Genomic DNA, 26,228 nt, shown 5'->3' on the forward strand with positions numbered 1-26,228 from the left:
GGTGCAGTTTGAGAATCCTCGATATTTGTGATCCAGATATTGCCTCGGTGCCTCTCACCGCGACGGTAAAGGATTCAATTGAAACCATGCTGCGCATGCACGTCGGCGCAGTAGCGGTGGTAGATGCGGAAAGGCGCGTGGCCGGCATTTTCACTGAGCGGGACGTCCTCCGCAAAGTGGCATTGAGTGGCCGCGACCCAGGGTCTATTCCCGTGCGGGAGGTGATGACCAGCGCGGTAGAGTTGGGCACTACCGCTACCAACCCAGGTGAAGCCATGGCCAATATGGTTGAACACCATTACCGGCATCTTCCCATCGTTGATGACCGTGGGCGATTGCTGGGCATGCTTTCCATCCGGCATCTGTTGCAGTGGCGAGTTGATGACCTCAGCCGCGAGTTGGATGCGCTGGAGCACTACGCCAGCAACGACGGCCCAGGGGGCTGAACTCCGGGCAATCCGTCTTACACCGCAAGCTTGGGCCGCCGAATTCGTCTTATCACTACCCATATTCCCAATGCGGCGATCACCGCCAGCGCTAACGCGGTCAGGTGCTTATGCACCAGCATCGCTGTAATGCTGACCACCTCCGGGCCGAACTTCAAGGTCAGCAACGCCAATAGCGTGAAGCGCACGAATCGTCCGGCAAAAATCGCGACTAGAAAATGCTCGAACTTCATTTCGAATACCGCCGCCGCTAACACAAAGACTTTGAATGGGAATGGCGGCGGCAACATGGCAGGGAACATGAGCGCCCAGAATTCGTGACGGTCAAAAGATTGCCGGATGCGGTCAAACCGCTCTTTGGAAATGCGCTTTTCCAGCAGGACCTCTCCGCCTTTGTAGCCAATGAAATAAAGCAAGCTGCTGCCCAGGGCTGACCCTGCAGAAGCCATGATCACGTACACAAGAAACCGCGACCGATAGGCATACACGTATCCTGCTACGACCGGATCGAGAGGCATTCCCAGGAGCGAAGCATCCACCGCGGCGATGGCGAACACTCCCCAGGATCCGAGTGGTTGTAGCAGCCCCCAGATGAAAAGCGTATAGCGCGACAGAAGGTGGCGGATGACAGTCAAAAGAAGAATCGATTCTACGCGATTAGTTATCGAGACGAGTTTTTGTGTTCGGTTTGTCCGTTGAGAAGTTCCACCCCGTGGGGAAGGATTTCAATAACCGCGGCCAGCGATTCGGCAGCGCCCTTTGGGCTACCGGGAAGATTGAGTATGAGTGACCGTCCGCGTACACCGCAAATGCCACGGCTGAGCGCGGCCAGCGGGGTTTTCTTTGATCCTTCGGCTCGCATGCGCTCTCCGATTCCCTCCACCAGCCGATCGCAAACCGCACGCGTCGCTTCCGGAGTTACATCGCGTGCCGCGAGACCGGTGCCACCGGTGGTGACTACCAGCTGCGCCCGCTCAGATAAACGCACCAAAGCAGCTTCTATCTGCGGCTGCTCGTCGGCCACAACTTCGGTGGCCACCACCTGAATATTTTGTTTTTGTAGTTGGGTCACCACAGCAGGACCAGAGAGGTCTTTATTTGTACCCGCGGACGCCGAATCGCTCACCGTGAGCACGGCGGCGGTGAGGCACTGGCGGTACTCAGGTGTCGAGGACATCTTCCTGAGCGTCGCGCCCAGCCTCATCTACCAGGCGCAGGCCTTCCATGAGCAGACCTTGGGTCGAGCGAGTCGTGGTCTGTTCCGGACTGCGCCCATCGAAATCGACTTGGAAGTTGCCCGCAGTCCAAGCCAGGACTTTGTAAACCGCATCATCGCCGGTCACGGATCCGTACACGGCATGCTTGATCTGCCCGTCGGCGAAGAAAATCTCGCAGCGGTCGCTGTCCTGGGTAAGAATGAGCGAGCAGCTTTTGCGCCCCATTTCCAGCGACTGCATAAGATCAATCACATTCATCTGCGACAAGCTGCCACGTAGGCCGGAGCCTCCGGTGTCCTTGGCCATCTTCTCCAGGGCGATCTTGTCAATCAGCCGCTTAATGCGAGTGGTGGCGTCTTTCAAGTAGAAGGGTTTTTCCAGCAGGTCGTCTACCGGCTCCTGCAGCATCAGCTTATCGGCAATTTCGGACTTGCTCGCCAACAGAATCACTGAGGCGCCGGCGGTTGCGGGACGGCTCTTGAGCTTCTCCACCAGCTGTCGACCGTCCATGCCTGGCATTTGGAAGTCGCTGATCAGTAGGTCCGGCGGATCGTCCACCGCCTTGAGCAAGGCGTCGGCGCCGTCAGTTGCCGTACTCACACTGGCGAGTGGGGCGAGCGCCTGCTTGAGCATCCCCAGGATCATGGGATTGTCGTCTACGAGGAGGACTTTGACGTTTGCAGGCATTTCAGACAGGCTTCTTCGCCCGGGAGTACCCGCCGCTCTTGCCGCCTGACTTGCTTTCCAGAACCACTTCCCGGATCTCGATTCCCTTGTCCAGGGCCTTACACATGTCGTACACGGTCAAGGCGGAGACGCTGGCGGCGACCAGGGCCTCCATCTCCACGCCGGTGACGGCGGTAGTAGTGACTTTAGAAGTAATGGCGACGCCATTCTCGCATAGCCGGAGATGCACATCAATGTGCGACAAGGGTACGGGGTGGCACAACGGTATCAGCTCCGGGGTTTTCTTTGCCGCCATTACACCGGCAAGCCGGGCCACTTCCAACGGATCTCCCTTGGGATTCTGTGGCAAAGCCTTAAGCACGACCGGAGACATGGCCACGAATGCGCTCGCCTCGGCTTGGCGGAGAGTCGGCTCTTTGGCGGAGACGTCCACCATCCGCGCTTTGCCGCTCGAATCGTAATGAGAGAGCTTTCGTCGCATGCTTCTCGGTTATTCGTATCTTAGCAGTCGGGTCTGTTGGGCCATCCCACAGGGCGGCGACGTCCCCGGCTAACGCAGCAGCACCGATATCATCTCCCCGGCAGGAATATGCTCACGGTCGGGTGGAACGACGACGAAGCAATTGGCCCGCGCTACCGCAACAATATCTCCGGAGCCTTGCCAGGACACGCGCTCTACCTCCACGTCTTCGAACTCCCCGGACAAAAGCGCAGGTAGAAACCGTGTGAGCCCTCTCTTAGTGCGAATTTCTGATTTCAAAGGCAGCTTCAAAAACTGAAGCTTGCGAGGTGGTGCTCCCGAGAGCGCGTCAATCAGAGGACGCGCAAATAGCTCAAAGGTGACCATTGTCGAAACCGGATTGCCCGGTAGGCCTAAAAAATATACGTTCGTCCGCCCGGCGCCTGCCGTCCGTTGTGGGACCCGCCCGAACACGACCGGGCGGCCAGGCTGTATGAGCGCGCCGGTGAAAAAGACTTCCGCTTTCAACTCCGCCAGAATTTGCTCGACCAGATCGTATTTCCCCATTGAGACACCGCCGCTGAGCAGCAGTAGGTCCGACGCCAGTCCCTGCTGGATCAGGCGCTTTAATTGCACCGGCTCATCCGCCGCGATCGGCAGCAACAGGGGTTCGCCACCCGCGATCCGAATCTGGGCGGCCAACGAATAGCTGTTGGAGTTGCGAATCTGTGTGGGACCGGGTTGCGCCGCAACCTCCACCACTTCATCGCCGGTGGAAAGAACCGCAATGCTGGGGCGGGCGTAAACGCGAACCTGTTTGCGGCCCACCGAGGCTGCCACCCCTATCGCTGCCGGGGTAAGTCGAGCGCCGGCTTGCAGGAGCACTTCTCCGGCACGCGCCTCCGCTCCTGCCGGAACAATATTTTCGCCGGCAGAGACACTTCGGTGCAGCTCCACCCGTTCGCCATTGCGGGCGGTGTGCTCCACCATGATCACGGCATCAGCGCCGCTTGGCGCCGGTGCGCCGGTCATGATGGCGATTGCCTCGCCCTCTCTTAATGACCGGGCTGTGCTCTCGGGCGCAGCGCCAGCCCTGATCTCGCCCGTGATTTTCAACTTCGCGGGAATTCTTTGCGCGTCGGCGGCACGCACCGCATAACCGTCGCGCGCCGCCCGGGGAAAGGGCGGGAAATCTCGATCCGCCGCAATAGGCTCGGCCAATATGCGTCCGCCGGACTGCAGCAGTTCAATCAATTCCGGTTTCGTGGGCGGGAGCTTAACGGCATGCTGTTCCACTGCTCGGACGGCTTCTTGGAGCGGAAGCACATGGGTGGGCGATTCTGCCATGGTTTGCTGTCGGTTCCTGATCATACAAAAAGGAACGCCCGGCCGCATGCCAGCATGAATTCAGGGCGAGTTGCTGGTACAATATTGAGAACTCCACTCGTCTTTTGGCATGCCTATTTCTCCCAATATGCTCATTGTGGATGATGAGGTTAATGTGGCTTTCACCCTGCAGATGGTGTTTGAAAGCGAGGGTTATGAGGTCACAGTTGCCCATAGTTGCGCTCAAGCGCTTAAGAAACTTGCTGATGGGCGCAATTTTGATGTGGTCATGACCGATTTGAATATGGAGAAGGAAGACATTGGATTGGATGTGGCCCGCGCAGCCCAGCGCCTTAAACCGAAGCCGGTCATCGTGATTTGTACCGGCTACGCAAGCGTCTCAAACCTGGGTTCGGCATTAGATCTGCGCGTGGACTATGTTGCCACCAAACCCGCCGATCTGCCGGAATTGCTGGGGGCACTCAGGAGACTCATGGCGCTTCGGACTAACGCAAGGAGTACTAGCCCGAGATGACCGAGTCCAAAGCAAGATTCGCCAATAAGATGGCCCTGGTAGTGCACCCCGATTTGGAAGTCCTCATGAGTTATCAGGGTACTCTGGCAAAAAATGGCATCAGCACCGTTGTCGCCCGCGACCTTCCGACGGCCTTGCTGGCGATGACGCAACACTATTTTGAGATTGCGATTGTCTCTTCCCGAATTTCAGAGCAGGGTGACGGATGGACACTTGCCGGCGTGCTGAGGCGTGCATTTACATCTGCTTTTGTGGCTGTGCTCGCGCCGGAAACGAACGTCCCCAACCTGACTTCAGCGATCAACAGTGGCGTTGCTCAGCTCTACCGAAACGATTCGCCAGTTCCTGATGTTGTTGCTTCCGTTCTCACCGCTGCAGCTGTTCCTCAGGACCGCTGACTAGTCTCGAGCTGCCGTTAACGGGCGCTCTTTTCCAGTGCAATGAAACTCTCATCCAGCAGTCGCACTGCCTCGTCTACGTCTTGTTTGCTGATGTTCAGCGGTGGGGACATGCGAATCACATTTCCCCACATGCCTCCTTTGCCAACAAGCAGGCCGCGTTTCCGGGTTTCTTCCATGAAAGCATTGGTCGCAGCGGAGGCAGGTTTCTTTGAGTTCCGGTCCTCAACCAGCTCCATGGCCTGCATCAAGCCCATGCCACGCACTTCGCCGATGAGCATGTGCTGCTCTTGCAACTCTTCCAACTTTTGGCGGAAGTAGCCGCCAACCACAGCGGCGTTGGTTCGAAGATCATCTTCTTCGATCACATCAATCACCGCCTTTGCGGTCACACAGGTCACGGGATTGCCGCCGAAGGTCGAGATGCTTAAGCCCTGGAATGAATCGGCGATTTCTGGTCGGGCAATCGTCAGCCCTATGGGGTGGCCGTTTCCCATACTTTTTGCCGAAGTGATGATATCGGGCTCAACTTCCCAGTGTTCGATACCGAACCACTTGTGGCCGGTGCGACCCCATCCGGTTTGGACTTCGTCCGCAATAAAGTCGCCGCCATACTGCTTCACGATATTGAACGCCATCTTGAAGTATTCCTTGGGAGGGGTCACAAAACCGGCGACGCCCTGGATGGGCTCGGCCAGAAATGCGGCAATCTGCCCCGAGGTCGAAGTTTGAATCACCTGCTCCAAATCCCGCACGCACGCGATGTTGCAGTCCGGATACTTAAGTCCAAGAGGGCAGCGGTAGCAGTACGGATTCATCGCATGTACGATTCCCACCTGGATCGTCCCGCGCCGCCAGGTATTGATTCCCGTGAGGGCGCGGGCAAGCGAAGACCGGCCGCTGTACCCGTGACGCAGCGCAACAATTTCAAAATTGCCAGTGTGCATGCGGGCGGACTCCACCGCAGTTTCGTTCGCCTCAGTACCACTGTTAGTAAAGAACGATTTTTTCAGTTGGCCCGGTGTAATCTGCGCCAACTTCTCGGCAAGCGTGACCATCGGCTCGTTAGGAAAGCAGGTTGAGACGTGTTGCAGCTTGTCAATCTGTGCTTTCATCCGCGAGGTGACGCGAGGATTGCAGTGACCGACGCTCACGGTCACAATGCCGCCGAAAAAGTCGAGGTACTTGCGCCCGTCAACGTCCCAAACGTGCTGCATGCTGCCGTGGTCCATGGGGACCGGATCGGCGTAATAGTTCGTCACCGATGGAAAAATGAATTCTTTCTGCTTGCGATTGATTTCTTCCCGGGTTAAGCGGGCGGTGGTGGCGGACTCCACGGCAGTCTGAGAGCTCATGTGGCACCTCGATGCGACGTTGAAAGCAGCATCATCTCATGCGTCGGCATAAAGGCGCTACAATTGGCAGACCGTCCGCATGAGAAATGTCTTCAGGCTGCTCTCGCTGGCCATGGTTCTATTGATTGTGGCCTTGCTATCCGCGGTCGTAACCATTGCTTTTTCGGTCCACGGCCGTGAGGTTACGGTTCCCAAGTTGGTGGGGCTCACGCCCTCAGAAGCGACCCGCCTGGCCACGGGCAATGGCCTGGGTCTTGTGGTGGAGCGGCACTTCTACAGTCCCGATGTCCCACAGGGAAAAATCATTTCGCAATTGCCGCAGGCGGGCACGCTGGTTCGCCACGGGTGGGAGGTGCGGGTGGCCGACAGCCTGGGGCCGCAACGGGTTGTGATCCCAAACGTGGTTGGACAGAGCGGGCGGATAGCGCAGGTGAACATCACTCAGCGAGGATTGCAGTTGGAAGAACAGGCCATAGCTCGCATCTCCGACGCGCCCTCAGATCAGGTGGTCGCACAAAGTCCGGCTGCAAATGCGAGCGGCGTCTCGGTGCCGAAGATGAGCATCTTGGTTGCGGCGCCGGCAGAGCCGCCCGCCTTTGTGATGCCAGACTTCATCGGTCAACCTTTGCAGGCGGTCAAGCTGGAGGTGGAATCGGCGGGAATGCACGTAGGAACGGTTACCCTGCAAACAATGCCGACCACATCCAGCACAGGTCCGGTAATCCCCGGGACGATCGTGGGACAAAATCCGTCGCCGGGACAGAAAATTACCGCCGGCGCAGTGATAGACTTCGAAATCTCCCGCTAAGGCTCACCACAGAGGACGAAGATCCAGGAAGGAAAATCGGGTTTCGTTAGCTCTTCTCGATCACCGCAGCGAAGAACCCATCGCAGGGGTGAACTCCAGGAATGGTCCGCAGGAAGAAACCGCTGGTGAGGGAGTTGACATCCTTCCAGACCAACTCTCCTTCGACGCGCAATTTTTCCAGCTCCAATCTGCTATCCATCACGCGAAAAGATGAATTGCCTTGCAGCACCTCTTCGATGACCTTCTCATTCTCTTCGCGTTCCATTGAGCAAGTCGCATAGACGATTCGGCCGCCGGGCGATAAGTGTTTGAGCGCACTGCTCAGAATGCCAACCTGCCGAGCATGCAGATCGTTTAAATCAGAGGGCTGCAACCGCCACTTGATTTCTGGATTGCGGGCCAATGTCCCCGTGCCAGAACAGGGCACATCGGCAAGTACGCGATCGAAGCTGTTGCCAACCGGCAGATGCTGCGCATCTGCAGCGACCACCCGCACGTTTGTCGACTTCACCAGATCACGCAGCAGACTCGCTCGATGTGGATGAAGTTCGGCGGCCAGAATACTGGCTTCGGGATTGCGGTCGGCAAGCACGCTCGTCTTGCCCCCCGGCGCGGCGCAGCAGTCGAGCAGCCTCTCTCCGCGGCCTACCAGAGTCGCCACCAACTGCGAGGCTTCATCCTGAATTGTTATCCTTCCCTCGCGGATGGCTTTGTTGCGGCTGACGTCACCCGAGAGGGCGTCGCCAGGTAGAACGAGACGCGCGTTGGCCATCAAAACGCCAGGGGCAAGACGGATGTGCTCGCGTCGCAATTCGTCTTCTGCCGCAGGATCGCACAGGCGAATGGCTTTAACCGGCACTTGCTGATCGTAGCCGCAGATCCTGGCTGTGTTCTCCGGACCAAATTCGCGGTACCAGCGCTCTACCAACCACGCAGGATGGGCGAATGCCGCTGCGATTGCCGCGGCACTGCTACTGGCTCCTGCACCGCCGAAGTTTTCTCTCAGCTCCGATCCACGTTGTGAGATTTTCCGCAGCACGGCGTTCACGAATGGAGCAGCGGAACGCTTTCGTGCCGTTTTGACCAACTCCACGCTTTCGTTAATTGCCGCATGGGCTGGGATACGCTCGAGCGCGGCGAGCTGGTACGTTCCCAGGCGTAACGCAGCCAGTACTTCGATATCCAGTTTCTCCAGCCGCTGCGATGAGGTACGGGCGATTTCAGCGTCCAGCGACGAACGCCAGCGCAGTACTCCCATCACCAGTTCAGTGCTCAGTCCGTGATCGGCGGCAGAAAGCTTCTGCAACCGGGGAGAATGCAGCAGCTCTGAGCCGTATGCGCCTTCTGTCTCGACCTTCAGCAGGATCTCGAAAGCGGCTGCACGCGCGGGAGAAACAAGCATAGAGCCAGCACTACTCCCCAAACTTCTCGCCCGCGCGGGGATGGTATCCGTGGATGAAGTCAGGTGCGCTCATGCGCCGCTTTCCCTCGGGTTGAAGTTCCAGAAGATCCAGCGCCGTGCCGCCGCCGGAGCCGACCAACAAGCGATCTTCTAATACTGAGATTTCACCGGGTGGAATCACGGCGCCTGCCGGAGTGCCTGTCCACACGCGCAGTTGTTTTCCGCGAAAGGTGGTGAAGGCGCCGGGCCAGGGCTGAAACCCACGCTTCCGGTTAAGAATCTCTTCAGCAGTGCGCCGGAAATCTATCAGCCCATCCTCGCGTTTCAGAATTGGCGCTAAAGATGCACGGTTGTGATCTTGCGGAGTGGGGTGCACGCTCCCGGACTGCAACCCATGCAGCGTTTTCACCACCAGATCCGCGCCGACCGATGCCAGGCGAGGCGCCAGCGTCTCGGAAGTGTCCTCCGCCAAAATCGGCATTTCTTGTTGCAACAGAATGTCACCGGTATCAAGTCCGGCATCAATCCGCATTGTGGTCACTCCGGTGACCGTTTCACCACTGGCAATCGCCCATTGAATTGGCGCTGCACCGCGATACTTCGGCAGAAGCGAGGCGTGCAGGTTGATATTGCCTAACCGCGGAAGCTCAATCATCCATTGCGGAATGATGCGTCCATAGCCGACCACGATGATCGCTTCAGGTTTGAGCTCGATGAGCCGACTGCGGAATTCCTCGTTATTTTTAATTTTGTCCGGCTGAATGATGGACAGCCCGAGCTCGACCGCCCTCTCCTTCACAGGAGATGCAGCCAGCGCCATACCACGGCCACGCGGCTTGTCAGGTTGCGTGACCACCAGTCGCACGCGAAAACCACCCTCTACTAATCTTTCCAAAGTCGGGACGGCGAATCGTGGCGTGCCGCAGAATACTACGTCCATAAATAGCTTGGATTACTGACTCTGGCGGAAGTCAAAGCAGGCCTACCATTCGCCGGCTTTCACCATTTTTCGGATCTTGCGTTTCATCAGGTCGCGTTTCAGCGCGCTGATGTGATGGATGTATAGGCGGCCATTGAGGTGGTCGGTTTCGTGCATCAAAGCGCGGGCGAGCAGGTCTTCGCCTGTGTGCTCAAAGAATTTGCCGTGCACGTCCTGAGCGCGCACGGTGACGCGCTTTGGCCGGGTCACCGGCTCGCGAAATTCGGGGATGCTCAAGCAGCCCTCATTCTGCGTCTGTTTTCCCTCCTTGTGGATGATTTCGGGGTTGACCAACACCAGTTTGGCATTAGGGTCTTCTTTGAAGGTGACATCCACGACGGCGAGGCGCTTGGAAATCCCGATTTGCGGGGCCGCCAGTCCAACGCCGTGGGCAGCATACATAGACTCGAACATCTCCTCCACCAGCTTGCGAAGATCGTCATCAAAAACTGTTACGGGTGCGGCCGCCTTCTCCAGGACCGGGTCCCCATATTTCACGATGGGATAGATCATTCGCTTTGGAGGTTCATTCGAAACGGTAGCCATTTGCAAGCAGTCTTTAGTATTCCCGGATTTGTTGGCGGTAGCCTTCGAAATTTCGCAAAGTCTCAGTCATGGAATCGCCGCCGAACTTTTCCAGAGCACAGCGCGCGAGCGTAAGAGCCACCATGGCTTCCGCCGCCACTCCCGCCGCAGGTACAACGCACACATCGGAACGCTCGTAGGCAGCCTTCACCGGTTGGCGGGTCTTGAAATCCACCGATTCCAGCGGCCGCCTCAAGGTCGAAATCGGCTTCAAGTAACCACGCACCAGGATGTCCTCGCCATTGGAAACGCCGCCCTCGATTCCCCCCGCGTGGTTGTGCTTGCGATGGAAACCGCTAAGTGAACTGTTTCCAGTCGCCCCACCCCGCTTAAAAGCTATTTCATCATGCACCTGGGAACCAGGGGAAGTGGCAGCCGCAACGCCCACCCCGATCTCTACCGCCTTCACCGCCTGCAGGGACATTACTGCCCCAGCCAGCAGGCCGTCGAGTCGCTCGTCCCATTGAGCGTACGTGCCCAAGCCGGGCGGAACCTTATGGGCGACGACTTCGAACACTCCACCCACGGAGTCTCCAGTGCGGAGAACTCGGTCAACCTCGGCCTTCATTTGCTGCTCTGTCTCAGGGTCTACACAGCTCAACAGAACTTCATCTCGGTCTGCCAGCGCTCGGATTTTCTCCCATTCCACCTCGGCGCTGGCGAGGGCCGCATTTCCTACCGCCAATACGTGGCTAAGCACTTCAATCCCCAGCTCCTGCAAGAAAAGCTTGGCGATCGCCCCGATGGCTACCCGCGCCGCCGATTCTCTGGCGGAGGCTCGTTCTAAAACGTATCTCGCTTCTGGGAAGTTGTACTTCAGAGCACCGGCCAGATCAGCATGTCCAGGACGCGGCGACTTTACCGCTCGGTGTGCGGCTGCATCGCCTTTGCCAACCGGTAGAGCTTCCTGCCAGTTCTTCCAGTCCTTATTTTCCAAAAGGATAGCGATGGGTGACCCGATGGTCTCACCTTGGCGCACCCCTGAAAGGATATGCACACGGTCAGTTTCAATTTTCATTCGGCCGCCGCGGCCATAGCCCTGCTGCCTCCGCCAGAGCTCTCTATCGAGATAGGCGGTGTCAATCTTCAGCCCAGCTGGCATTCCTGAGAGGAGCGAGACCAATGCCTCCCCGTGCGACTCGCCAGCTGTAAAATAGCGCAGCATAGAACTAAGGATTGTACCTGATGCAAGTGGGAGTTCTAACGTGGGGCGTATCTATAAAGGAATCAGAGTTATCAGGGGTCAAAACCATCCTTTGAAATTGCGGCTCCTGGCTCCGTCCTTCGCTTCTAAGGGTTACTAAGAGGAATCTCTCAGTGACTTTTTCGATAATACTGCTAGACGGCCCTAGATTCTTCATCCCAAAACCGATAGAATGCCAGCAACTCGGGTGTTTCCGAGTTTGATCGCCAGCCAAGCCGCCTAACGCAATCGGTAGTCTTAATCTCTGGCCAACTAAGGAGAAACCGTTGTCCCCTCCGCTGTTATTGAAAGAGAGCTCGCGTGGACAGATCCTGGAGGCAGTGCGCGTTCTGAGGCCGTTCTTTCCAGAGATCACCAGCGCCTGGCGGAGTCGCATGTTTGAGGAGTTTCAGTTTGACGGCCGCGCCATGATCTCCCTGGAACGCCTAAACCTCGGTACTGGCTTTGCACTGTTCTGCCAGGGAGACTTCACTACCTTCGCTGAGAACCTGAACTATTTCGGCACACGGCTGGCCAAGATGCAGGTGGAGACCAGGGCGGTAGCGCGCTCGTTGGAACTCTACGAGCTCTTTTGTGAGCCTTACGTTGCCAAGGCCTTTGGCGACCGCCGCACAGAAATCGTGGCCGCACTGGAAATGTTCTCTTCGGTCACATTTGTTTCGGTGTCACTTGCTTATTTCGAGATGCAGAGGGCTGCGTCGGCGGCGCTGCTAACGGTCCTGGATGCCGAGTTGTCTGCTCCTGATCTGCCCGGACTCTTGAAAAAAGTTCTGGAAATTACCGCTTCGACCTTCGGAGCAGAACTGGGCGCTATTCTCTTGCGTGATCCCGAGACGGAAATGCTCCGGGTAGGTGCTTCCGTGGGCTTCGGGGCCGACCAGGAAGAGGAACAGGGAGTGCGTCCCGGCGAGGGATTCACTGGCAGGGTGGCGTTGACCGGTGAGGCTGACCAGTTAACCGAGACCACCGATTCCGAGGGCGATCCCGATCCCATCCTGCGTCGCAAAGCGAAATCTCTTTGGGCGGCGCCGCTCAAAAAGAGTGCGGATGAGATCATCGGTGTTTTGGAAATAGGCTTTCCCATGGTTTACCAGTGGATGCCGACGGAACGAGAGCTGATGCGCGCCATCGCCGATCGTTCCGCTTTGGCCATTCATCGCATGCAAATGACGGACGCGCTGCGCGAACGTGAGTCGCGAATTGCCGAACTCTCCGGACACCTGCTGCGAGTGCAGGAAGAGGAACGGAAACACATCAGCCGCGAACTGCATGACGAGACGGGGCAGGGACTCATGGTGATCCGCTTGTACCTGGGAATGCTTGAGAGCAGCCTGCATTCGCGTCCTGCACACCAGAAGATCAGCGAGACGTTGGCGGTGGTAGATCGCACTATTGAAGGACTGCGGCGCATGATCGGCCGGCTCACACCCCTGGTCTTGCAAGAGTTGGGCATGGTGGCGGCGATCCGCAAGGAAGCCAAGGACCTCAGCAAGAATACCGGGGTGAAGGCACGAGTCGCGGTCGCGGAGAATGTGGGGAGGTTAGCGCCAGAAACCGAAACCGCCATCTACCGCGTGGTCCAAGAGGCCCTCCATAACGTAGCCAAACATGCCCAGGCCAAGAACACAACCATTCAAATGACCCGCGAGGATGGGGCGGTAAAGCTGGCCATAGAGGATGACGGCGTGGGTTTCGTGCAGAAAGGCATCTCCAAGGTCCGAAGCTTTGGCCTCGCGGGGATGCGTGAGCGCATTGTGGCCCTGGGGGGGTGTGTAAAAGTGCGATCCAGCAAAGGACGCGGTACTCGCATCGAAGTAACCGTGCCCGATGCAACGTCGCCGGCTCCGTTACCCGCCATGGCGGCGGATAGTGCGTATCCCGGGCGCGGAGTGGCAGTCAGTTCCACGGCAAGCTAAGGCTGGCATCAGCCCGGTTCGCCGGGGATGGCGGCCGGAGACTCAGACTCGAGGAATTAATGCCCAAGATTAAGTGCTTGCTGGTCGACGACCATACGCTGTTCCGTCAGGGCGTGCGCCGGTTACTCGAAGGAGAGTCCGATTTTGAGGTCGTTGGGGAGGCAGCTGACGCCGGTGATGCGCTAGAGAAGGCGCGCGAACTCCGCCCTGACGTGGTCTTGATGGATATCGGCATGCCCGGATTGTCCTCGTTCGAGGCGGCCCGTCAGATTCGCAAAAATCGTCCCGAGACGAAATTGCTATTTCTTACCATGTACGAGGACGAAGACTATCTTGTGCAGTGCCTGGAAGTGGGCGCTGCGGGATACGTCCTGAAGGACACGCCCGCTCCGCAGTTGGTCAGTGCTGTTCGCGACGTTTACAAGGGTGGAAAGTATTTAAGCTCGCAAGTGCTGAGTAAGCTGGTGGAAGATTTCCGGGCACGCGTGCGCGATGCCAAAATGCGCCCCCGCATGTCCACTCTCACCCCTCGGGAGCGCGAGATATTGAAGCTGCTGGCTGAAGGCAATTCGGTCAAGGAGATCGCAGTACTCCTGGGTCTGAGCGTCAAGACGGTCGAAGCACACAAATTCAATCTCATGCGCAAGCTCGACATTCACAATAAGGCCCAGCTCGTCACTTACGCGATCCAGAAGAAAATCATTAAAATACCCGTAAATCAGTAGCTCTACCCAGAAGGGCTGCCGGTTGGACGGTCATTCCGAGCGGTCGGAATGAGAGCTTGCGACCGCGCTGCCCCCTTCCCGCATCATCAATCTTGCCAACGTTTCCAAGTCCCGAACTTCCAGGTCAGGCTGTGCGTCAGCAGCTCGGCGCGTTGCACCTGAGCCGTCCTTGCTGGCGGCTCGATTCACCCACACCGTGGCAAGACCTAGCTCGCGCGCGGGCACCACGTCGTGATAGAGGCTTTGGGCGACGTGCAGAATGCGATCGGCCGGCACCGCGATTTTCTTTAGCGCGAGGCGGAATATTTTGTGGGATGGTTTATAAGCCTGCGCTTGCTGTGCGGTAACGATTTGATCGAAGGCAATCCCCAGTTGTTTGTTGGTCTCAGCGAACATTGCGTCCTCGGTATTGGATATGATCGCCAGCTTGTAGCGCGTCTTCAACTCCCGAAGAGCGGCGACTGTATCTGGGAAAGGACGCCAATCCTTCAGCGATTCGGCTAGCGACGCTGCTTCGGCGTCTGAAGGGCTAAAACCGAGCCGTTTCCCCAATCCCCTGACTACATTCTTGAGCACCTGGCCATACGGTTGAAATTCGCTCTGCTGTAACTGCGGCTCCAATTCAGAATAAAGCTGCAGGATGGCCGAGTCGTCGAGTTGCTTTCCGTGCGCATGCAGAATCGGACGCAAAGCTGCGAGGATACCGCTCTCCCAGTCAATGAGCGTGCCGTAACAATCAAACGTGAGGACCTGGAAGTGGTTGAAATCGAGCATGACAAATGCGCGGCGCAAAGTTCCGCCGCAAACAAAGCGGTGACATTCGGACGACTACTGGTTGACCTGAAGTGGCTGTAGCAATTTAAATGTCACCACCGATTCTGCGGGCAAGAGAACATCTTTGTTGCCGGTAAAAGCAGATCCGGCGGTGCCTGCACCGGCTCCGGCAACTGCGCCAATGGCCGCACCCTTACCTCCACCAGCCAGCGCGCCGATTAACGCACCCACACCGGCGCCACCGCCAATCATTTCGGCCGTCCGCTTACCTTTACCCTTCATGGCGCGTGAGACGGCTGCGGTTTGGACGTTATGCGGCACCCCGTCTACGGTGACGGAATTTAGGGCGATCCTCAGCAGCGCGGCGCCTTTAAAACGGCCTCTGGAGGCTGCCTCGGCCACTGTGCCTTGCGCGGCCGCTCCCGCTGGAATCACGGTGACTCCGTTGACCACCACCGGCGTTACTACGGTGGCAGTAAAAGTATCGCCAGGGTTGCTGATCTTTGATCCCACGGCCTGATTCAGCCGTACCGTTATCGGCGTTCCTGCCGGTACCACGACGGCTTGGTGTTCAGGCGACTTCTTCGTACCTGGCGCCGCTTCTCCCATGGGGCTGTTCGAGGCAGCGGGTCCTTGGGACCCTGCGGGCCCTTGCGACTCAGTCGCCGGTTGGGGCTTGCTGCAAGACAGAAGACTGAGGAGCAAGCAGACTGCGGCTGCAGATCCCATTAATCGCGAATGCATAGATGACCTCCGAATGAAGTGTTTTTAACAGAAGGGAATCGCTGGCGCAAATACTTTAATGACAGTAATTTAACTCGTAACTCTGCTTCGTGCCGGTTTGAGAAGTGAAGGGTTCTCTTGTGCCCACTCTAGGACGTTTTTGTTGCGGGCTCGCAGTCTGCGGACACCACAGAGAGAGCACTGGTCCCGCTGTGTTGCCCGTTGCCGGATTCCATTCCCGTTAACACTCCAGCGCTGCCCGCCGCGGAGGCCGCTGCCTGGGCCTGCGCCGGTTCTGCCGTTGGCTCAAGAAACTTCTCCCGCTTCAGCAATGGGCGTCCTAGCGAAGCGTTGTATCCGGTCCAGGCTCCCTCAAGGTTGGACTCACGTTCCAGGTGCGCACGCATGCTCTCCATCTTCGAGTCGAGGTCGTCAAGATAGTGAAGCATGAGCGCCTCGGGAAACATTGGTAGCTTGGGAGAGCCGAATTCGTATTCGCCGTGATGGCTGATGATCAAGTGCTCGAGCAATGTTTTGAGCTCCTGGGGGAAGTCCTGCAGCTGGGCGATTTTGGCCTGCAGCATCTCCAGTTCGATGATCATGTGGCCCAGTAACTGGCCGCGCGTCGTGTAGGCAAACGACCGGTTGTAGCTGAGCTCGTAGATTTTTCCCACGTCATGCAGGAATGCGCCCGTCAGGAGAAGATCGCGATCTACCAGCGGATAATTACGGCTCACCAGATCACATGACTTAAACAAGGACACCACGTGGTCTAGCAGCCCGCCAATGTATGCGTGATGCAGGGTCTTGGCGGCGGGGGCATTGCGATACGCCGCAGCGATCTCCGCGTCACTCATGAAAGCCTGAACCAGAGATTTCAGATGTGGATTACTGAACGTGGCTACGAAATCGGCGAGTGTCTGCCATAGCTGGTTGATATCTTTGCTGCATTTGGGCAGGTAGTCGTCAAATTCGATTTCCGACTGCTGCAACTTCCGCACTTTATGGATCGTAAGCTGAAAGTGGTTCTTGTAGCGGTTGATCAGTCCTTTGACCTTGACGTAGTCATCCTGCTCGAAAGCATTGAGCGCATCGGTGACGTTGTCCCACATCTTGGCTTCGATTTGGCCGCCTCGATCTGCCAGAGTCAGCGCCAGATACGGCTCACCGGTTTTCTTCGGCTTCACCTGTTTAACCGCGACCACAAAGCTGGAGGTGATCACCTTGTTCTCGCAGCTGGCGCAATCGGAGATATAGAAGTCTTTCATGGCGCACAAACGAAACCCGCTCTACACGGGGACAGTACTGCCCACCGCACGGGAGAAGAACTTGAACAGGTCTCTGGTTTGGGTCAGCCTACACTAAAACAGCAGGAACTTCTTCTTCTTTTTAAGCTTTTTGCTGCCTTCCGCTGCTGAGGCTGTGGTGTAAATAGGCTTGGTTTCGTTGGGGCTGGCGCCGCTGTCAACGTAACCCGGTTTGATGTCAATGAAAGCTTGCTCACGCAGCTTCGTGAGGTAGGCACGCAACGCAGGCTGTAATTTCTGGTAATACAACGCATCCTGTACCCTGGCCTCCACCTCTTTGAACGGCGGTACGCCTGGCATCTGGTGCTCCGTAACCTGCAGGATGACAAAACCCTGTTTAGTGCGAATTACGTTGGAAACCTCGCCGGCTTTCATAGCAAATGTCGTGTCTTCCAATTCCTTAGCCAGGGTTCCGCGCTTAAACAGTCCCAGATCGCCGCCCTGGGCAGCGCTAGGGCCATCGGAGTTCTTTCTCGCTACTTCGTCGAACTTTGCTCCTTTGCGGATCTCTGCGAGCAATTGGCTGGCTTTGGCCTCCGCCTGTGCCACCCGTTCCTCTTCCGGGACCTCGGGGACACTACTGGCTGGCGTGGCCTCACTCGATGGCCCAGGCTTGGAGCTGTCAGCTTTAGGTGCGGACTTTGCCGCGGTCGAAACTAAAATCTCGCTCAGGCGCACCTGCTCGGGACGCTCCAGCTCACTTCTATGCTCGTTGTAAAACTTCTGCGCCTCTTCCTTGGAAACTCTTATCTGTGACCCTACCTCGCGCTGAATCACCTGTTGGGTCACGATGTTGTTCCGCATGTTCTGCTTAAAATCTTCGTATGAGATTCCCTGGGCTTGCGCCGATTTTTCTAGCTCCTCCATGGATCCCAACCCCATCTGTTTACGAATCTCATCCAGCTTCTTGACCAGGTCCGTATCCCCGGTTATGCCGTCCTCGGCTCCCTTTTCAACCAGTAGCTGCTGATCAATAAGGTCCCGAAGTACGTCCTTTTCACGCTCGCCTAGCTCCTGGCTGGGCATACCCTGTTGTTGGGCCTCGCTGCGAACCTGCTCTTGGCTGCGCGTGTAATCAGAATGGGTGATGATGTGATTGTCCACCCGAGCAATGATCTCCTCTACTACGGTGTCCGACTTTGTGTCGGCAGGAGTTGCCGCCGTAAGAACGGACATTGGGGCTAGGGCGAAAATGACTGAGAGCAGAACAACTGATTTCATGGCTTTGGACTCGGCTATGGAACTTGTCAATATTCTACAACCCTGGCCCCGAATAGTGCATTCGAGCCCTGCTATCATGAATAGTTCTGGGGATTGGTTTTGCTGCTGTGTCGCAGCAAGAGGTGGAATATTGGCGCTGAAGATGCTTTTGCTTACTGCGGTCACAGGTCTTTTCTGTGCTGCCTGTCTGGCTGAAGTACCCAAGCCCGCTGCAGCTAAGGTTCCGGGACTCGCGGAACTGAACCGCATGATCTCGCGATTTGCGCCCACTACGATTCGAGTGGACACCAAGTCCTTGTCATCCGGCGATCGGCAGGCTCTGGCTAAACTGATCCAGGCGGCGCGCATCGTCAATAACATTTACATGCAACAGCTCTGGAGCGGCGACCTTGCCCTCTATGCCAAGCTGCAGAAAGACAAATCCCCTTTGGGACGCGCCCGCTTGCACTATTTCTGGATCAACAAAGGTCCATGGGACGATCTGGACGGTTTCAAGGCCTTCATTCCTGGAGTTCCGCCTCGCAAACCATTGGGCGCCAATTTCTATCCCGAGGATATGACCAAGGAGCAATTCGAGGCCGGGGTCAAGGAATTGCCCGCAGACCAGCAGCTGCAGGCCAAAGGTTTCTTCACGGTAATCCGCTGGGAAGACAATTCGAAAAAGAAGCTCACGTTCGTGCCTTACACTCAGGAATACAAGTCGGATCTGGAGCGCGCTGCTGGACTGCTTCGCGAGGCAGCCGGGCTCACGGACAACGATTCGCTGAAGAAATTTCTAACCAGCCGGGCCGAGGCTTTCCTCTCTAACGACTACTACGAGAGCGATATCGCCTGGATGGACCTCGATGCGCCGCTCGACATTACCATCGGCCCATATGAAACCTACACCGACGAACTCTTCGGCTACAAGGCGGCATTCGAAGCATATGTAAACCTGCGTGACGACAAAGAAACCGCAAAGCTGGCGGCGTTTGCCCAACACTTGCAGGAAATCGAAAACAATCTTCCAGAAGATCCGAAATATCGGGTCGCCAAATTAGGGGCCGCCGCCCCCATTCGGGTGGTAGACGAAATCCTCAGTTCTGGAGACGGCAGCCATGGAGTGCAAACTGCCGCCTACAACTTGCCCAATGACGAACGCGTGGTGCAACAAAAGGGCAGCAAGCGAGTGATGCTGAAGAATATCCAGGAGGCGAAATTTCATAGTGTCCTCATACCCATTGCTGGCCGTGTTCTAGCCAGATCGGCGCAGGGGGATGTGAGCTTTGAATGGTTCTTCACCCACATCCTGGCCCACGAGCTCATGCACGGCTTGGGGCCACACCAGATCAAGGTCCAGGACCGCGAAACCTCTCCGCGCGAAGAACTCAAAGAACTCTACAGCGCGATTGAAGAGGCCAAGGCTGACGTGACCGGGTTATTTGCCTTGCAGTACATGATGGACCACAGCAAAGAAATGAACCTGGGATCTCTGCTGCAGAGCGATGAAGCAGCACAGCGCCAACTTTACACAACCTATCTGGCCTCGACCTTTCGTAGCCTGCGGTTCGGCTTAAGCGAAGCTCACGGCAAAGGCACCGCTATTCAGCTCAACTATTTGCTCGACAAGGGTGGTTTCGTCGCGCGCCCGGACGGCAGCTACACCGTGGATTTTGCCAAAATCAAGGAGGCCGTGCGCGACCTCGATCACGATCTGTTGACCCTTGAAGCCGAAGGCAATTATGACGGCGCCAAACAGATGCTGGAGAAATTTGCTGTGATCCGGCCAGAGGTGCAAAAAACCCTGGATCGGCTACGGGACATACCGACCGATATTGAACCGCAGTTCACAACTGCGGATGAGCTGGCGCCGGAAAATAGCGTGCAGAAGCCGGCACGTCACGGTCACCGCACTCGCCGCAGGCGGCGTTAATTGGATCCAGGGTTGGTGCGCAGCAACGCAATCACGGTTGCATCGTTATGAAGCAGCGGGGCACAGGTGTAACGCTGCACCGTTCGCAAGATGGCCTCGCATAGGTATTGCGCGTCGGTAAACTGCTCGTCGGCCAAACTCTCTTTCAGACGCTCGCCACCAAACTCCTCGCCTTTGCACTGGCTTTCCCACAGACCACGCGAGGCGAGTAATAGGACCGCTCCCGGTTGCAGGACCGAGATTTGCGGCTCGTACGTGGCGTGTGAAAACAATCCCAGCGGCAGTCCAGTGGACTCGAGGGTTGTCACCCCAGAGCCATCTTTTATCAATGCGGGCGGATGACCGGCACCCACATAGGCAAGCGTCCCGAGACCCAGATTGAAGCAGCCCAAGAATGCCGGTGAATAGTGGCTGCTGCTCGCCTGAGAAAGAATCGCTCGATTCACCGAGTGGGTAAGCTCGGTGATGGCTTCACTCTCGTTGATATCTTGCTCGCTGAATAGCTTGGGAACCGCATCGCGCATGCCATCCTGCACGGTGGCGGCTATGTCTAGAGCTTGGGCGCGTTTTCCGGAGATGTCGAACAGGGCAAATATCAGCCGATTCGACCCTGCGGCAATGAACTCGTAGAAGTCTCCTCCCATGCGAGCGATGCAATAAGCAGCGCCGACATCAATTCCCGGCATGATTGGAAGTGCACTCGGCGCCGGTTTGCGGTAATCCGGGGCGGTGGCCACCGCTCTCATGAAAGGCAGTTTCATACGAACCCGCGTCAAAATAGCACAGGAAGGCCTTTCGGCCAACAGTTTTAGACCAGGGGTAAGGCGCACGGATGGACGTTTGATGCAGGCTTGGGACGGAATTGGCTGCCCGGAGGGTGAGTGTCGGGATCGGCGAAGAGGTTGACCTGGACCGGGCCTTATTCCCCGTACTTATCTTTCAAGTAATTGCCGATCTCGGTCTCAAGGCTTGCATAATCAGCATGAATCGTGGTGCGCAGGGCGGCCTCGGGGGAGTTCCCTTCACCGATTCTCTCCAGAATACGGCGCAGATCATCCATGCCAAAGGTGTCGCGGATGTAGGCGGCGGCAGCCAATGACTCGTCATAGGCCATTCGTGCCTCAAGGCCAGAAAACCCGGTAAAGCTTCGTTCCAGGATGTTGAACGGGATACCGTGGTGTGCACGGAAAACCTGTCCCAATCGTTGCCCGAAGGCACCGGGATCACGCGGCTCAACCAGTTGCGCTATGCCTTCATGCAGCCATTGCGGCGCGCGCCCCCGGCTTACATCGTTAATAAATGAGTGGGCCAATTCGTGGTGAAGCACTCCCGCCAGCTCTGGTGTGATCGAGGTCATTCCGCGGATGGGGATGCGTAGCTTTCCATCGTTCACTGCAGCCGACCAGCTGGGAGCTTGAGTTACATCGAAAAATGCCTCTTCGGTATAAAGCACTACGGCGATACTGTTGCGCGGAACCACGCTCAGCTGTCGCGAAAGATCCTGGTAGTTGCTTTCCAGCGTCTCCATCAATTCGCGTCGAAAGTTTTCCGAAGTCTGCTTGCCCTCATAGCGCAAAGTGAAGTGTCCGGTTTCGCGCTCTGAAAAGTCCGACTCCGCCTTAAGTTCACGTTCTGCCTTATCCAGGTATTGTCGGATCAGTGCATCCGGCCGCAACTGCAGAGAACGCTTCCATGAACGTACCGCTTGGTCGCTGTGGTCTGCGCCAAACTGGGCAAAGCCAAGTACGGCATAGGCGTCGGCAGAGTTCGGATCAACTCGAACTGCGCGCTGCGCGACTGAGGCCGCCTCTGCGAACTCCCGCACATTCACCAGGAGGGCTGCGTAGTGGGTAAGGATAACGGCGTCACCCGGGGCATAGCTGAGGGCACGAGTGAAGTAGCCTCGCGCCTGGTCGCTGTGTCCCCGCTCTAATTCGTGCTTGCCCGCCTCAAAATAACCCGCCGCCAAGAGGCCAGAGCTGCCCCAACGTTCAAGAGATTCCAGTGCCGAATCGTCAATCCGGCCGTCTTTAACCACGGTAACCGGAAGCTGGGTTTGGTCCAGATTGTTATTGGGGACGAAGGCCGGAAGCTGAGTTGCCGAATCACTCGCGCCTTGTCCGCTGCTGGAGTGAGCCCTCGCCGCGCCGCCGCTTTCAACGTGATCTACTACTGACTTGGGGATAGCATAGGAGTTATCACCGATGTCATACTCGACGTTTTTTGTGGCTTGGCGTACACGGTCGGCGTAGATGAGTCGGCCGTTTTTGAGGTGAATAGTGTCTGCGGGCGCGGAGAGCGCACAAGCAAGCATCAACATTAATGAAAAGCTCGAAAAGGCCCGCACGGGGCGGATTCTAGCAGTGCGTCCGCGGGCCTCCACCGTCACCAAAGTAACCAGCGTAATCTCTTGTCCCGTCACAACTTCCGTTTGCGCGCTCGCGATGTCTCTGATGTTTTTCATGCCTGCCCTCGCCGGCCCAACACGCGAAGGTCAAGCTGCGCCAGTCGCTCACGATGCCCTCACTGCGGAGGCTCTGTACGTCCAACTCGGCAATGTTGGACTGGATCCGTCCCGTGTGTACCTGGTGCGGGATGCCTCCCTCGACCGGGAAGACCTGCATATCAGCCTTGATGACGGCAGGATTGCTTTCACGCGTAATGTGTTGGGCCGAGTGACCGGTGCCTTCTTCGAGGGCGAGGGCGAAATCTTGCTGGTGCCGCCTGACCAGGCGGAACGTTCCTCCATGGCGCTGTTTACTGGGTCTGCCATCCTGGAGGAGAAATTCACTAGTGCCTACTTGCGCTTTAATGATGACACCTTCGAGCAGTTGCAACCCGCCCTTCGTGCCGCCTCTGACGCCCAGGATTATGTCGGCCGGCTAGATGCCGCTGCAAGAAATTTGGCCGGAACTGACGCGCTTCGGCTTCTGCTTACGTTTAGCCGAAGCTTGCCGAGTCCGGATGGGGTAGGCAGCCAGGTCGCAGTCACGGCAGGAGACGAGGACCGCTTCCTGCATGCGCGGCTGCAGAATCAGCGCCGAGGTCTTTTCGACGTGTACTTTGATTCCACGTTGGCGGAGCAAATCTCTGTTGGGCAGCTGAACCGCAGGGAAGGCGCCAGCTACTACGATATGTGGACTTCTTTCGCCACTCGCTCCTCACGGTTGCTTCCCAATAGAACCGAGGCCTCCGGCAGGAAATTTCACAGGGAAGATAAAGTTGAGATCTCGCGCTATGAGATCCACGCCAATGTGACGCCGCCAGAGAATCTCACCGCAGAGACCACATTGGACCTGCAGGTACGACGCGGTGGGGATCGCACGCTCTTGTTCGAGCTTTCGCGCTTTTTGGAGGTCCAGGCGGTTGAGTCGGACGGCAAGCCGGTGGAGTTTATCCATAATCCTTCTGTAGAAGGCACTCAGCGAGCCCGCCGAAGCAACGACGTGGTGGCGGTGATTTTTCCCCAACTGTTGCAAAGCGGGCAGCGACTGAGATTGCGATTTAAGTATTCGGGCTCGGTGCTCTCCGATGCCGGAGGAGGATTGCTGTACGTTGGAGCACGCGGCACGTGGTATCCGAATCGCGGCATGGCGAATGCGCAGTTCGAGATGGAATTTCGTTATCCTGTCGGCTGGACGCTCCTGGCTACCGGTAAGCTGATGAGCCGCCCTGGAACTCCGAAGCCTTCCTCCAGCAATACTGCAGGGAGCGAACAGGTTTCCCACTGGCAGACGGAAAGGCCCATTCCTCTAGCGGGATTCAATATGGGACGTTATGTCCGTGCGGTGGCGCGGGCCGGCAAGGTGGAAGTCCAGACTTATGCCGCCGGCGTCGAGCACGCATTTCCGCGGCCGCATACGACAGTAACACCTAGCCTGTCTCCCGAGGGTGCAATCCCTGCTCCACCTTTTGAGCACCCGCCCGATCTGGTCCCACCTCAGGTCCCATCACCGGCCCGCAATGCGCAATCGGTGGCTGAAAAATCGGCCCGCGCCATTGACTACTGGTCGTCGCGCCTCGGTCCGTTTCCTTATAGTTCTCTGGCGCTCACCCAAATCCCTGGCCCGAGCAGCCAAGGTTGGCCGGGGCTGGTGTACCTCTCCAGCTATACCTTCCTTCAGCCCGAAGACAGGGCAAACCTGCGCCTCTCACCGACGGCGGATGTGTTGTACGGCCGCTTAATGCAGTGGCACGAAACCGCTCATCAGTGGTGGGGTGATCTGGTGATGTGGCGCAGCTACCGGGACCAGTGGATCTCAGAAGCGCTGGCGAATTATTGCGCCCTCATGATGGTCGAGAATGACAGCCCACAACAATTCGCAGCGGTGATGGACCATTATCGTCAGCAGCTGCTCGCCAATAATAAAGAGGGGATGCCCCTGAAAGATGCCGGACCCGTAACTCTGGGAATAAGGCTTTCGTCGTCGCGATTTCCTACCGCCTATGACGAGGTTGCCTACGGCCGGGGGACGTGGCTTTTCCATATGCTGCGTCACATGTTGCGCGATGCTGCCGGGCCAAGTGTTGCGCGACTGCCGGCGCGAAGTAACGCTGCAGGAGGTGACGAGCTGTTTTGGCAAGTGCTGCGAAGATTGCAAGAGCGCTACGCCGGTAAGGAAATGACCTTGAGCGATGTCCAGGAAGCATTCGAGGAACAGCTGCCGGCCGTGCTCAGGTATGAAAACCGCAAATCACTGGACTGGTTTTTTCAGGGCTGGGTGAATGGGACGGCGATCCCGCGCTTGCGCATCAGGGACATGAAATTTGTTCCCCGTGGCGCAACTGCCGAGGTGACAGGAACAATTCTGCAGGAAGATGCGCCCGACGATCTGGTCACTTCGGTCCCGATCTATGCGGTTACCGGAACGCGATCGCAACTGCTGCTGGGCCGAGTCTTTGCCGAAGGTCATGAGACCCATTTCCGGCTAACGGCTCCCATTGGCGCGCACAAGTTGATAATGGATCCTTATCAGAGCGTTCTCGCCCAAGTGCGCTAAAACCTTCCGTGTATGTAAGAACTTATTTACCGAGAATTCATCACACCTTAACCCGCCCTGTTTGTTTTCCAGATACAAGATGTGTACGCAATGAGAGGGATTGGGTACGGTTGGGGCCGTGCCCTTATCGCTTTCACGGAATATTCAACCAGCTTTAACACTCCTGTAATGTTTCGCCCATACAACTGAGCCAATAGGAGGAACAACCAGTGACACGGTGGAACGTATTCGTGTTTGTCTTAATTCTTCTAGCGGCGCTGTGTGGGACGTTGGCCTTGACGGCCACTGCGCAAAATATCAACCTGAACGGCGCAGGCGCAACTTTCCCTTATCCCATTTATTCCAAATGGTTCAGTGAATATCACAAGCTGCACCCTGAGGTGCAGATTAATTACCAATCCATCGGAAGCGGCGGCGGTATTCGCCAGGTGACCGCCGGCACTGTAGATTTCGGCGCCAGTGATGGCCCGATGTCGGACGAGCAGCTGAGGGATGCGCCATTCCAACTTTCCCATATTCCTACCGTGCTGGGCTCCGTTGTGCCCGCCTACAACATTGCTGGCGTAAGCGAAGAAATTAAGTTCACGCCCCAAGTGCTGGCGGGCATTTTCCTGCGCAACATCACCAATTGGAACGATAAGCAGATCGCCGCAGCTAATCCGGGGCTAAAACTTCCAGACAAGCCAATTGTCGTTGTCCATCGCTCGGACGGCAGCGGTACAAGCTACATCTTTACCGACTTTCTCTCAAAGGTTAGTCCCGAATGGAAATCCAAAGTAGGGAAAGGCACCTCGGTGCAGTGGCCCGTTGGCGTCGGTGCTAAAGGAAATGAAGGCGTTGCCGGTATGGTGCGGCAAATGGATGGCGCCCTAGGGTATGTGGAGCTGATCTACGCCCTGCAAAACAAGATTTCGTACGGGCCGGTAAAGAATGCTGCGGGAAATTTCGTCAAAGCCAGCCTCGAGAGCACTACCGCAGCAGCCGCGTCGGCAAAAACCATGCCGGACGACTTCCGCGTGTCCATCACTAATGCGCCGGGCAAGGATGCCTATCCCATCGCCAGCTTCACTTGGCTGCTGATTCCGGCCAAGTCCAAGGATCCTGCCAAGGGCAAGGTCCTGCATGATTTTCTGGTTTGGATGTTGGACCAGGGTGAGCCGATGGCAACCCAACTAAACTATGCGCCTTTGCCGCCTAACGTCGCAGAAAAAGTAAAGGCCAAGATCAACCAGATCCACTGACAAAAAG

25 protein-coding genes are annotated in these 26,228 nt (G+C 57.0%); 9 read left to right on the forward strand and 16 right to left on the reverse strand.

What is annotated here, in order from left to right:
- The first annotated feature begins 8 nt into the window (after positions 1–8).
- Positions 9–446 carry a CBS domain-containing protein gene (locus VFA76_03450; protein HZR30895.1) on the forward strand — a complete coding sequence of 146 codons (438 nt, stop codon included), beginning with the start codon at positions 9–11 and terminating at the stop codon, positions 444–446.
- 17 nt (positions 447–463) lie between these two features.
- Here the strand turns inward: VFA76_03450 and VFA76_03455 are convergent, their stop codons facing one another.
- The 5 genes from VFA76_03455 to glp all read right to left on the reverse strand — a co-directional run bounded on the left by VFA76_03455 (position 464) and on the right by glp (position 4,157).
- Positions 464–1,081, reverse strand: a complete 618-nt coding sequence (locus VFA76_03455; GenBank protein HZR30896.1) for a VTT domain-containing protein — start codon at positions 1,079–1,081, stop codon at positions 464–466.
- Between the two features lie 26 nt (positions 1,082–1,107).
- Entirely contained in the window at positions 1,108–1,623 is a 516-nt protein-coding gene (locus VFA76_03460) for a MogA/MoaB family molybdenum cofactor biosynthesis protein (protein HZR30897.1), read from the reverse strand.
- Positions 1,607–2,350 carry a DUF4388 domain-containing protein gene (locus VFA76_03465; protein HZR30898.1) on the reverse strand — a complete coding sequence of 248 codons (744 nt, stop codon included), beginning with the start codon at positions 2,348–2,350 and terminating at the stop codon, positions 1,607–1,609. The genes VFA76_03460 and VFA76_03465 overlap by 17 nt, the downstream gene beginning before the upstream one ends.
- Before the next feature lies 1 nt (position 2,351).
- On the reverse strand, positions 2,352–2,831 hold the full coding sequence (moaC, locus tag VFA76_03470) for a cyclic pyranopterin monophosphate synthase MoaC (GenBank protein ID HZR30899.1): 480 nt from the start codon (positions 2,829–2,831) through the stop codon (positions 2,352–2,354).
- Positions 2,832–2,900: 69 nt separating this feature from the next.
- Positions 2,901–4,157 (reverse strand): gephyrin-like molybdotransferase Glp, encoded by a 1,257-nt coding sequence (glp, locus tag VFA76_03475; GenBank protein HZR30900.1) that lies wholly within the window; start codon positions 4,155–4,157, stop codon positions 2,901–2,903.
- A 127-nt stretch (positions 4,158–4,284) separates the two neighbouring features.
- On the opposite strand from glp, the gene VFA76_03480 reads away from it, so the two are divergent.
- Positions 4,285–4,671, forward strand: a complete 387-nt coding sequence (locus VFA76_03480; GenBank protein HZR30901.1) for a response regulator — start codon at positions 4,285–4,287, stop codon at positions 4,669–4,671.
- On the forward strand, positions 4,668–5,069 hold the full coding sequence (locus VFA76_03485; protein ID HZR30902.1) for a hypothetical protein: 402 nt from the start codon (positions 4,668–4,670) through the stop codon (positions 5,067–5,069). Before VFA76_03480 ends, VFA76_03485 begins: the two co-directional genes overlap by 4 nt.
- A gap of 17 nt (positions 5,070–5,086) precedes the next feature.
- On the opposite strand, the gene VFA76_03490 is transcribed toward VFA76_03485, so the two are convergent.
- Entirely contained in the window at positions 5,087–6,424 is a 1,338-nt protein-coding gene (locus VFA76_03490) for an aspartate aminotransferase family protein (GenBank protein HZR30903.1), read from the reverse strand.
- 79 nt (positions 6,425–6,503) lie between these two features.
- Here VFA76_03490 and VFA76_03495 point away from each other — a divergent pair, with 79 nt between their 5' ends.
- On the forward strand, positions 6,504–7,232 hold the full coding sequence (locus VFA76_03495; GenBank protein HZR30904.1) for a PASTA domain-containing protein: 729 nt from the start codon (positions 6,504–6,506) through the stop codon (positions 7,230–7,232).
- Between the two features lie 46 nt (positions 7,233–7,278).
- Here the strand turns inward: VFA76_03495 and VFA76_03500 are convergent, their stop codons facing one another.
- From VFA76_03500 to aroC, 4 genes are read right to left on the reverse strand one after another with little or no spacing between them, the layout of a single operon-like run.
- A complete protein-coding gene (locus tag VFA76_03500) occupies positions 7,279–8,634 on the reverse strand; it encodes a transcription antitermination factor NusB (protein HZR30905.1) in 1,356 nt (451 codons plus the stop codon).
- A 10-nt stretch (positions 8,635–8,644) separates the two neighbouring features.
- Positions 8,645–9,574 carry a methionyl-tRNA formyltransferase gene (gene fmt, locus VFA76_03505; protein HZR30906.1) on the reverse strand — a complete coding sequence of 310 codons (930 nt, stop codon included), beginning with the start codon at positions 9,572–9,574 and terminating at the stop codon, positions 8,645–8,647.
- A gap of 42 nt (positions 9,575–9,616) precedes the next feature.
- A complete protein-coding gene (gene def, locus VFA76_03510) occupies positions 9,617–10,159 on the reverse strand; it encodes a peptide deformylase (GenBank protein ID HZR30907.1) in 543 nt (180 codons plus the stop codon).
- A 13-nt stretch (positions 10,160–10,172) separates the two neighbouring features.
- The gene (gene aroC, locus VFA76_03515) at positions 10,173–11,363 is read right to left on the reverse strand and encodes a chorismate synthase (protein HZR30908.1); all 1,191 of its coding nucleotides are present in this window, start codon (positions 11,361–11,363) and stop codon (positions 10,173–10,175) included.
- Positions 11,364–11,668: 305 nt separating this feature from the next.
- Between aroC and VFA76_03520 the strand changes: the two genes are divergently transcribed.
- Both VFA76_03520 and VFA76_03525 read left to right on the forward strand, forming a co-directional pair.
- Positions 11,669–13,318, forward strand: coding sequence for a GAF domain-containing sensor histidine kinase (locus VFA76_03520; protein ID HZR30909.1), 1,650 nt, complete (start codon positions 11,669–11,671; stop codon positions 13,316–13,318).
- Positions 13,319–13,377: 59 nt separating this feature from the next.
- Positions 13,378–14,043, forward strand: a complete 666-nt coding sequence (locus tag VFA76_03525; protein ID HZR30910.1) for a response regulator transcription factor — start codon at positions 13,378–13,380, stop codon at positions 14,041–14,043.
- A 30-nt stretch (positions 14,044–14,073) separates the two neighbouring features.
- Here VFA76_03525 and VFA76_03530 read toward each other — a convergent pair whose 3' ends face one another.
- From VFA76_03530 to VFA76_03545, 4 genes are all read right to left on the reverse strand, one after another.
- Entirely contained in the window at positions 14,074–14,835 is a 762-nt protein-coding gene (locus tag VFA76_03530; GenBank protein ID HZR30911.1) for a haloacid dehalogenase type II, read from the reverse strand.
- A gap of 36 nt (positions 14,836–14,871) precedes the next feature.
- Positions 14,872–15,426, reverse strand: a complete 555-nt coding sequence (locus VFA76_03535; protein ID HZR30912.1) for a hypothetical protein — start codon at positions 15,424–15,426, stop codon at positions 14,872–14,874.
- Positions 15,427–15,689: 263 nt separating this feature from the next.
- Positions 15,690–16,808 carry an OB-fold nucleic acid binding domain-containing protein gene (locus VFA76_03540; GenBank protein ID HZR30913.1) on the reverse strand — a complete coding sequence of 373 codons (1,119 nt, stop codon included), beginning with the start codon at positions 16,806–16,808 and terminating at the stop codon, positions 15,690–15,692.
- 93 nt (positions 16,809–16,901) lie between these two features.
- Entirely contained in the window at positions 16,902–18,068 is a 1,167-nt protein-coding gene (locus VFA76_03545; protein HZR30914.1) for a peptidylprolyl isomerase, read from the reverse strand.
- A 142-nt stretch (positions 18,069–18,210) separates the two neighbouring features.
- On the opposite strand from VFA76_03545, the gene VFA76_03550 reads away from it, so the two are divergent.
- Positions 18,211–19,980, forward strand: a complete 1,770-nt coding sequence (locus tag VFA76_03550; protein ID HZR30915.1) for a hypothetical protein — start codon at positions 18,211–18,213, stop codon at positions 19,978–19,980.
- Here the strand turns inward: VFA76_03550 and VFA76_03555 are convergent.
- Positions 19,977–20,741, reverse strand: coding sequence for a SpoIIE family protein phosphatase (locus tag VFA76_03555; protein HZR30916.1), 765 nt, complete (start codon positions 20,739–20,741; stop codon positions 19,977–19,979). The genes VFA76_03550 and VFA76_03555 overlap by 4 nt on opposite strands.
- A 158-nt stretch (positions 20,742–20,899) precedes the next feature.
- The gene (locus tag VFA76_03560) at positions 20,900–22,444 is read right to left on the reverse strand and encodes a tetratricopeptide repeat protein (GenBank protein HZR30917.1); all 1,545 of its coding nucleotides are present in this window, start codon (positions 22,442–22,444) and stop codon (positions 20,900–20,902) included.
- Between VFA76_03560 and VFA76_03565 the strand changes: the two genes are divergently transcribed.
- The gene (locus VFA76_03565; protein ID HZR30918.1) at positions 22,443–24,980 is read left to right on the forward strand and encodes a M1 family aminopeptidase; all 2,538 of its coding nucleotides are present in this window, start codon (positions 22,443–22,445) and stop codon (positions 24,978–24,980) included. The two genes, VFA76_03560 and VFA76_03565, sit on opposite strands and share 2 nt — an antisense overlap.
- A gap of 209 nt (positions 24,981–25,189) precedes the next feature.
- On the forward strand, positions 25,190–26,221 hold the full coding sequence (gene pstS, locus VFA76_03570) for a phosphate ABC transporter substrate-binding protein PstS (protein HZR30919.1): 1,032 nt from the start codon (positions 25,190–25,192) through the stop codon (positions 26,219–26,221).
- Positions 26,222–26,228: the final 7 nt, after the last annotated feature.

The organism is Terriglobales bacterium, from assembly GCA_035651655.1.
GTDB lineage: Bacteria > Acidobacteriota > Terriglobia > Terriglobales > Acidobacteriaceae > DASRFG01.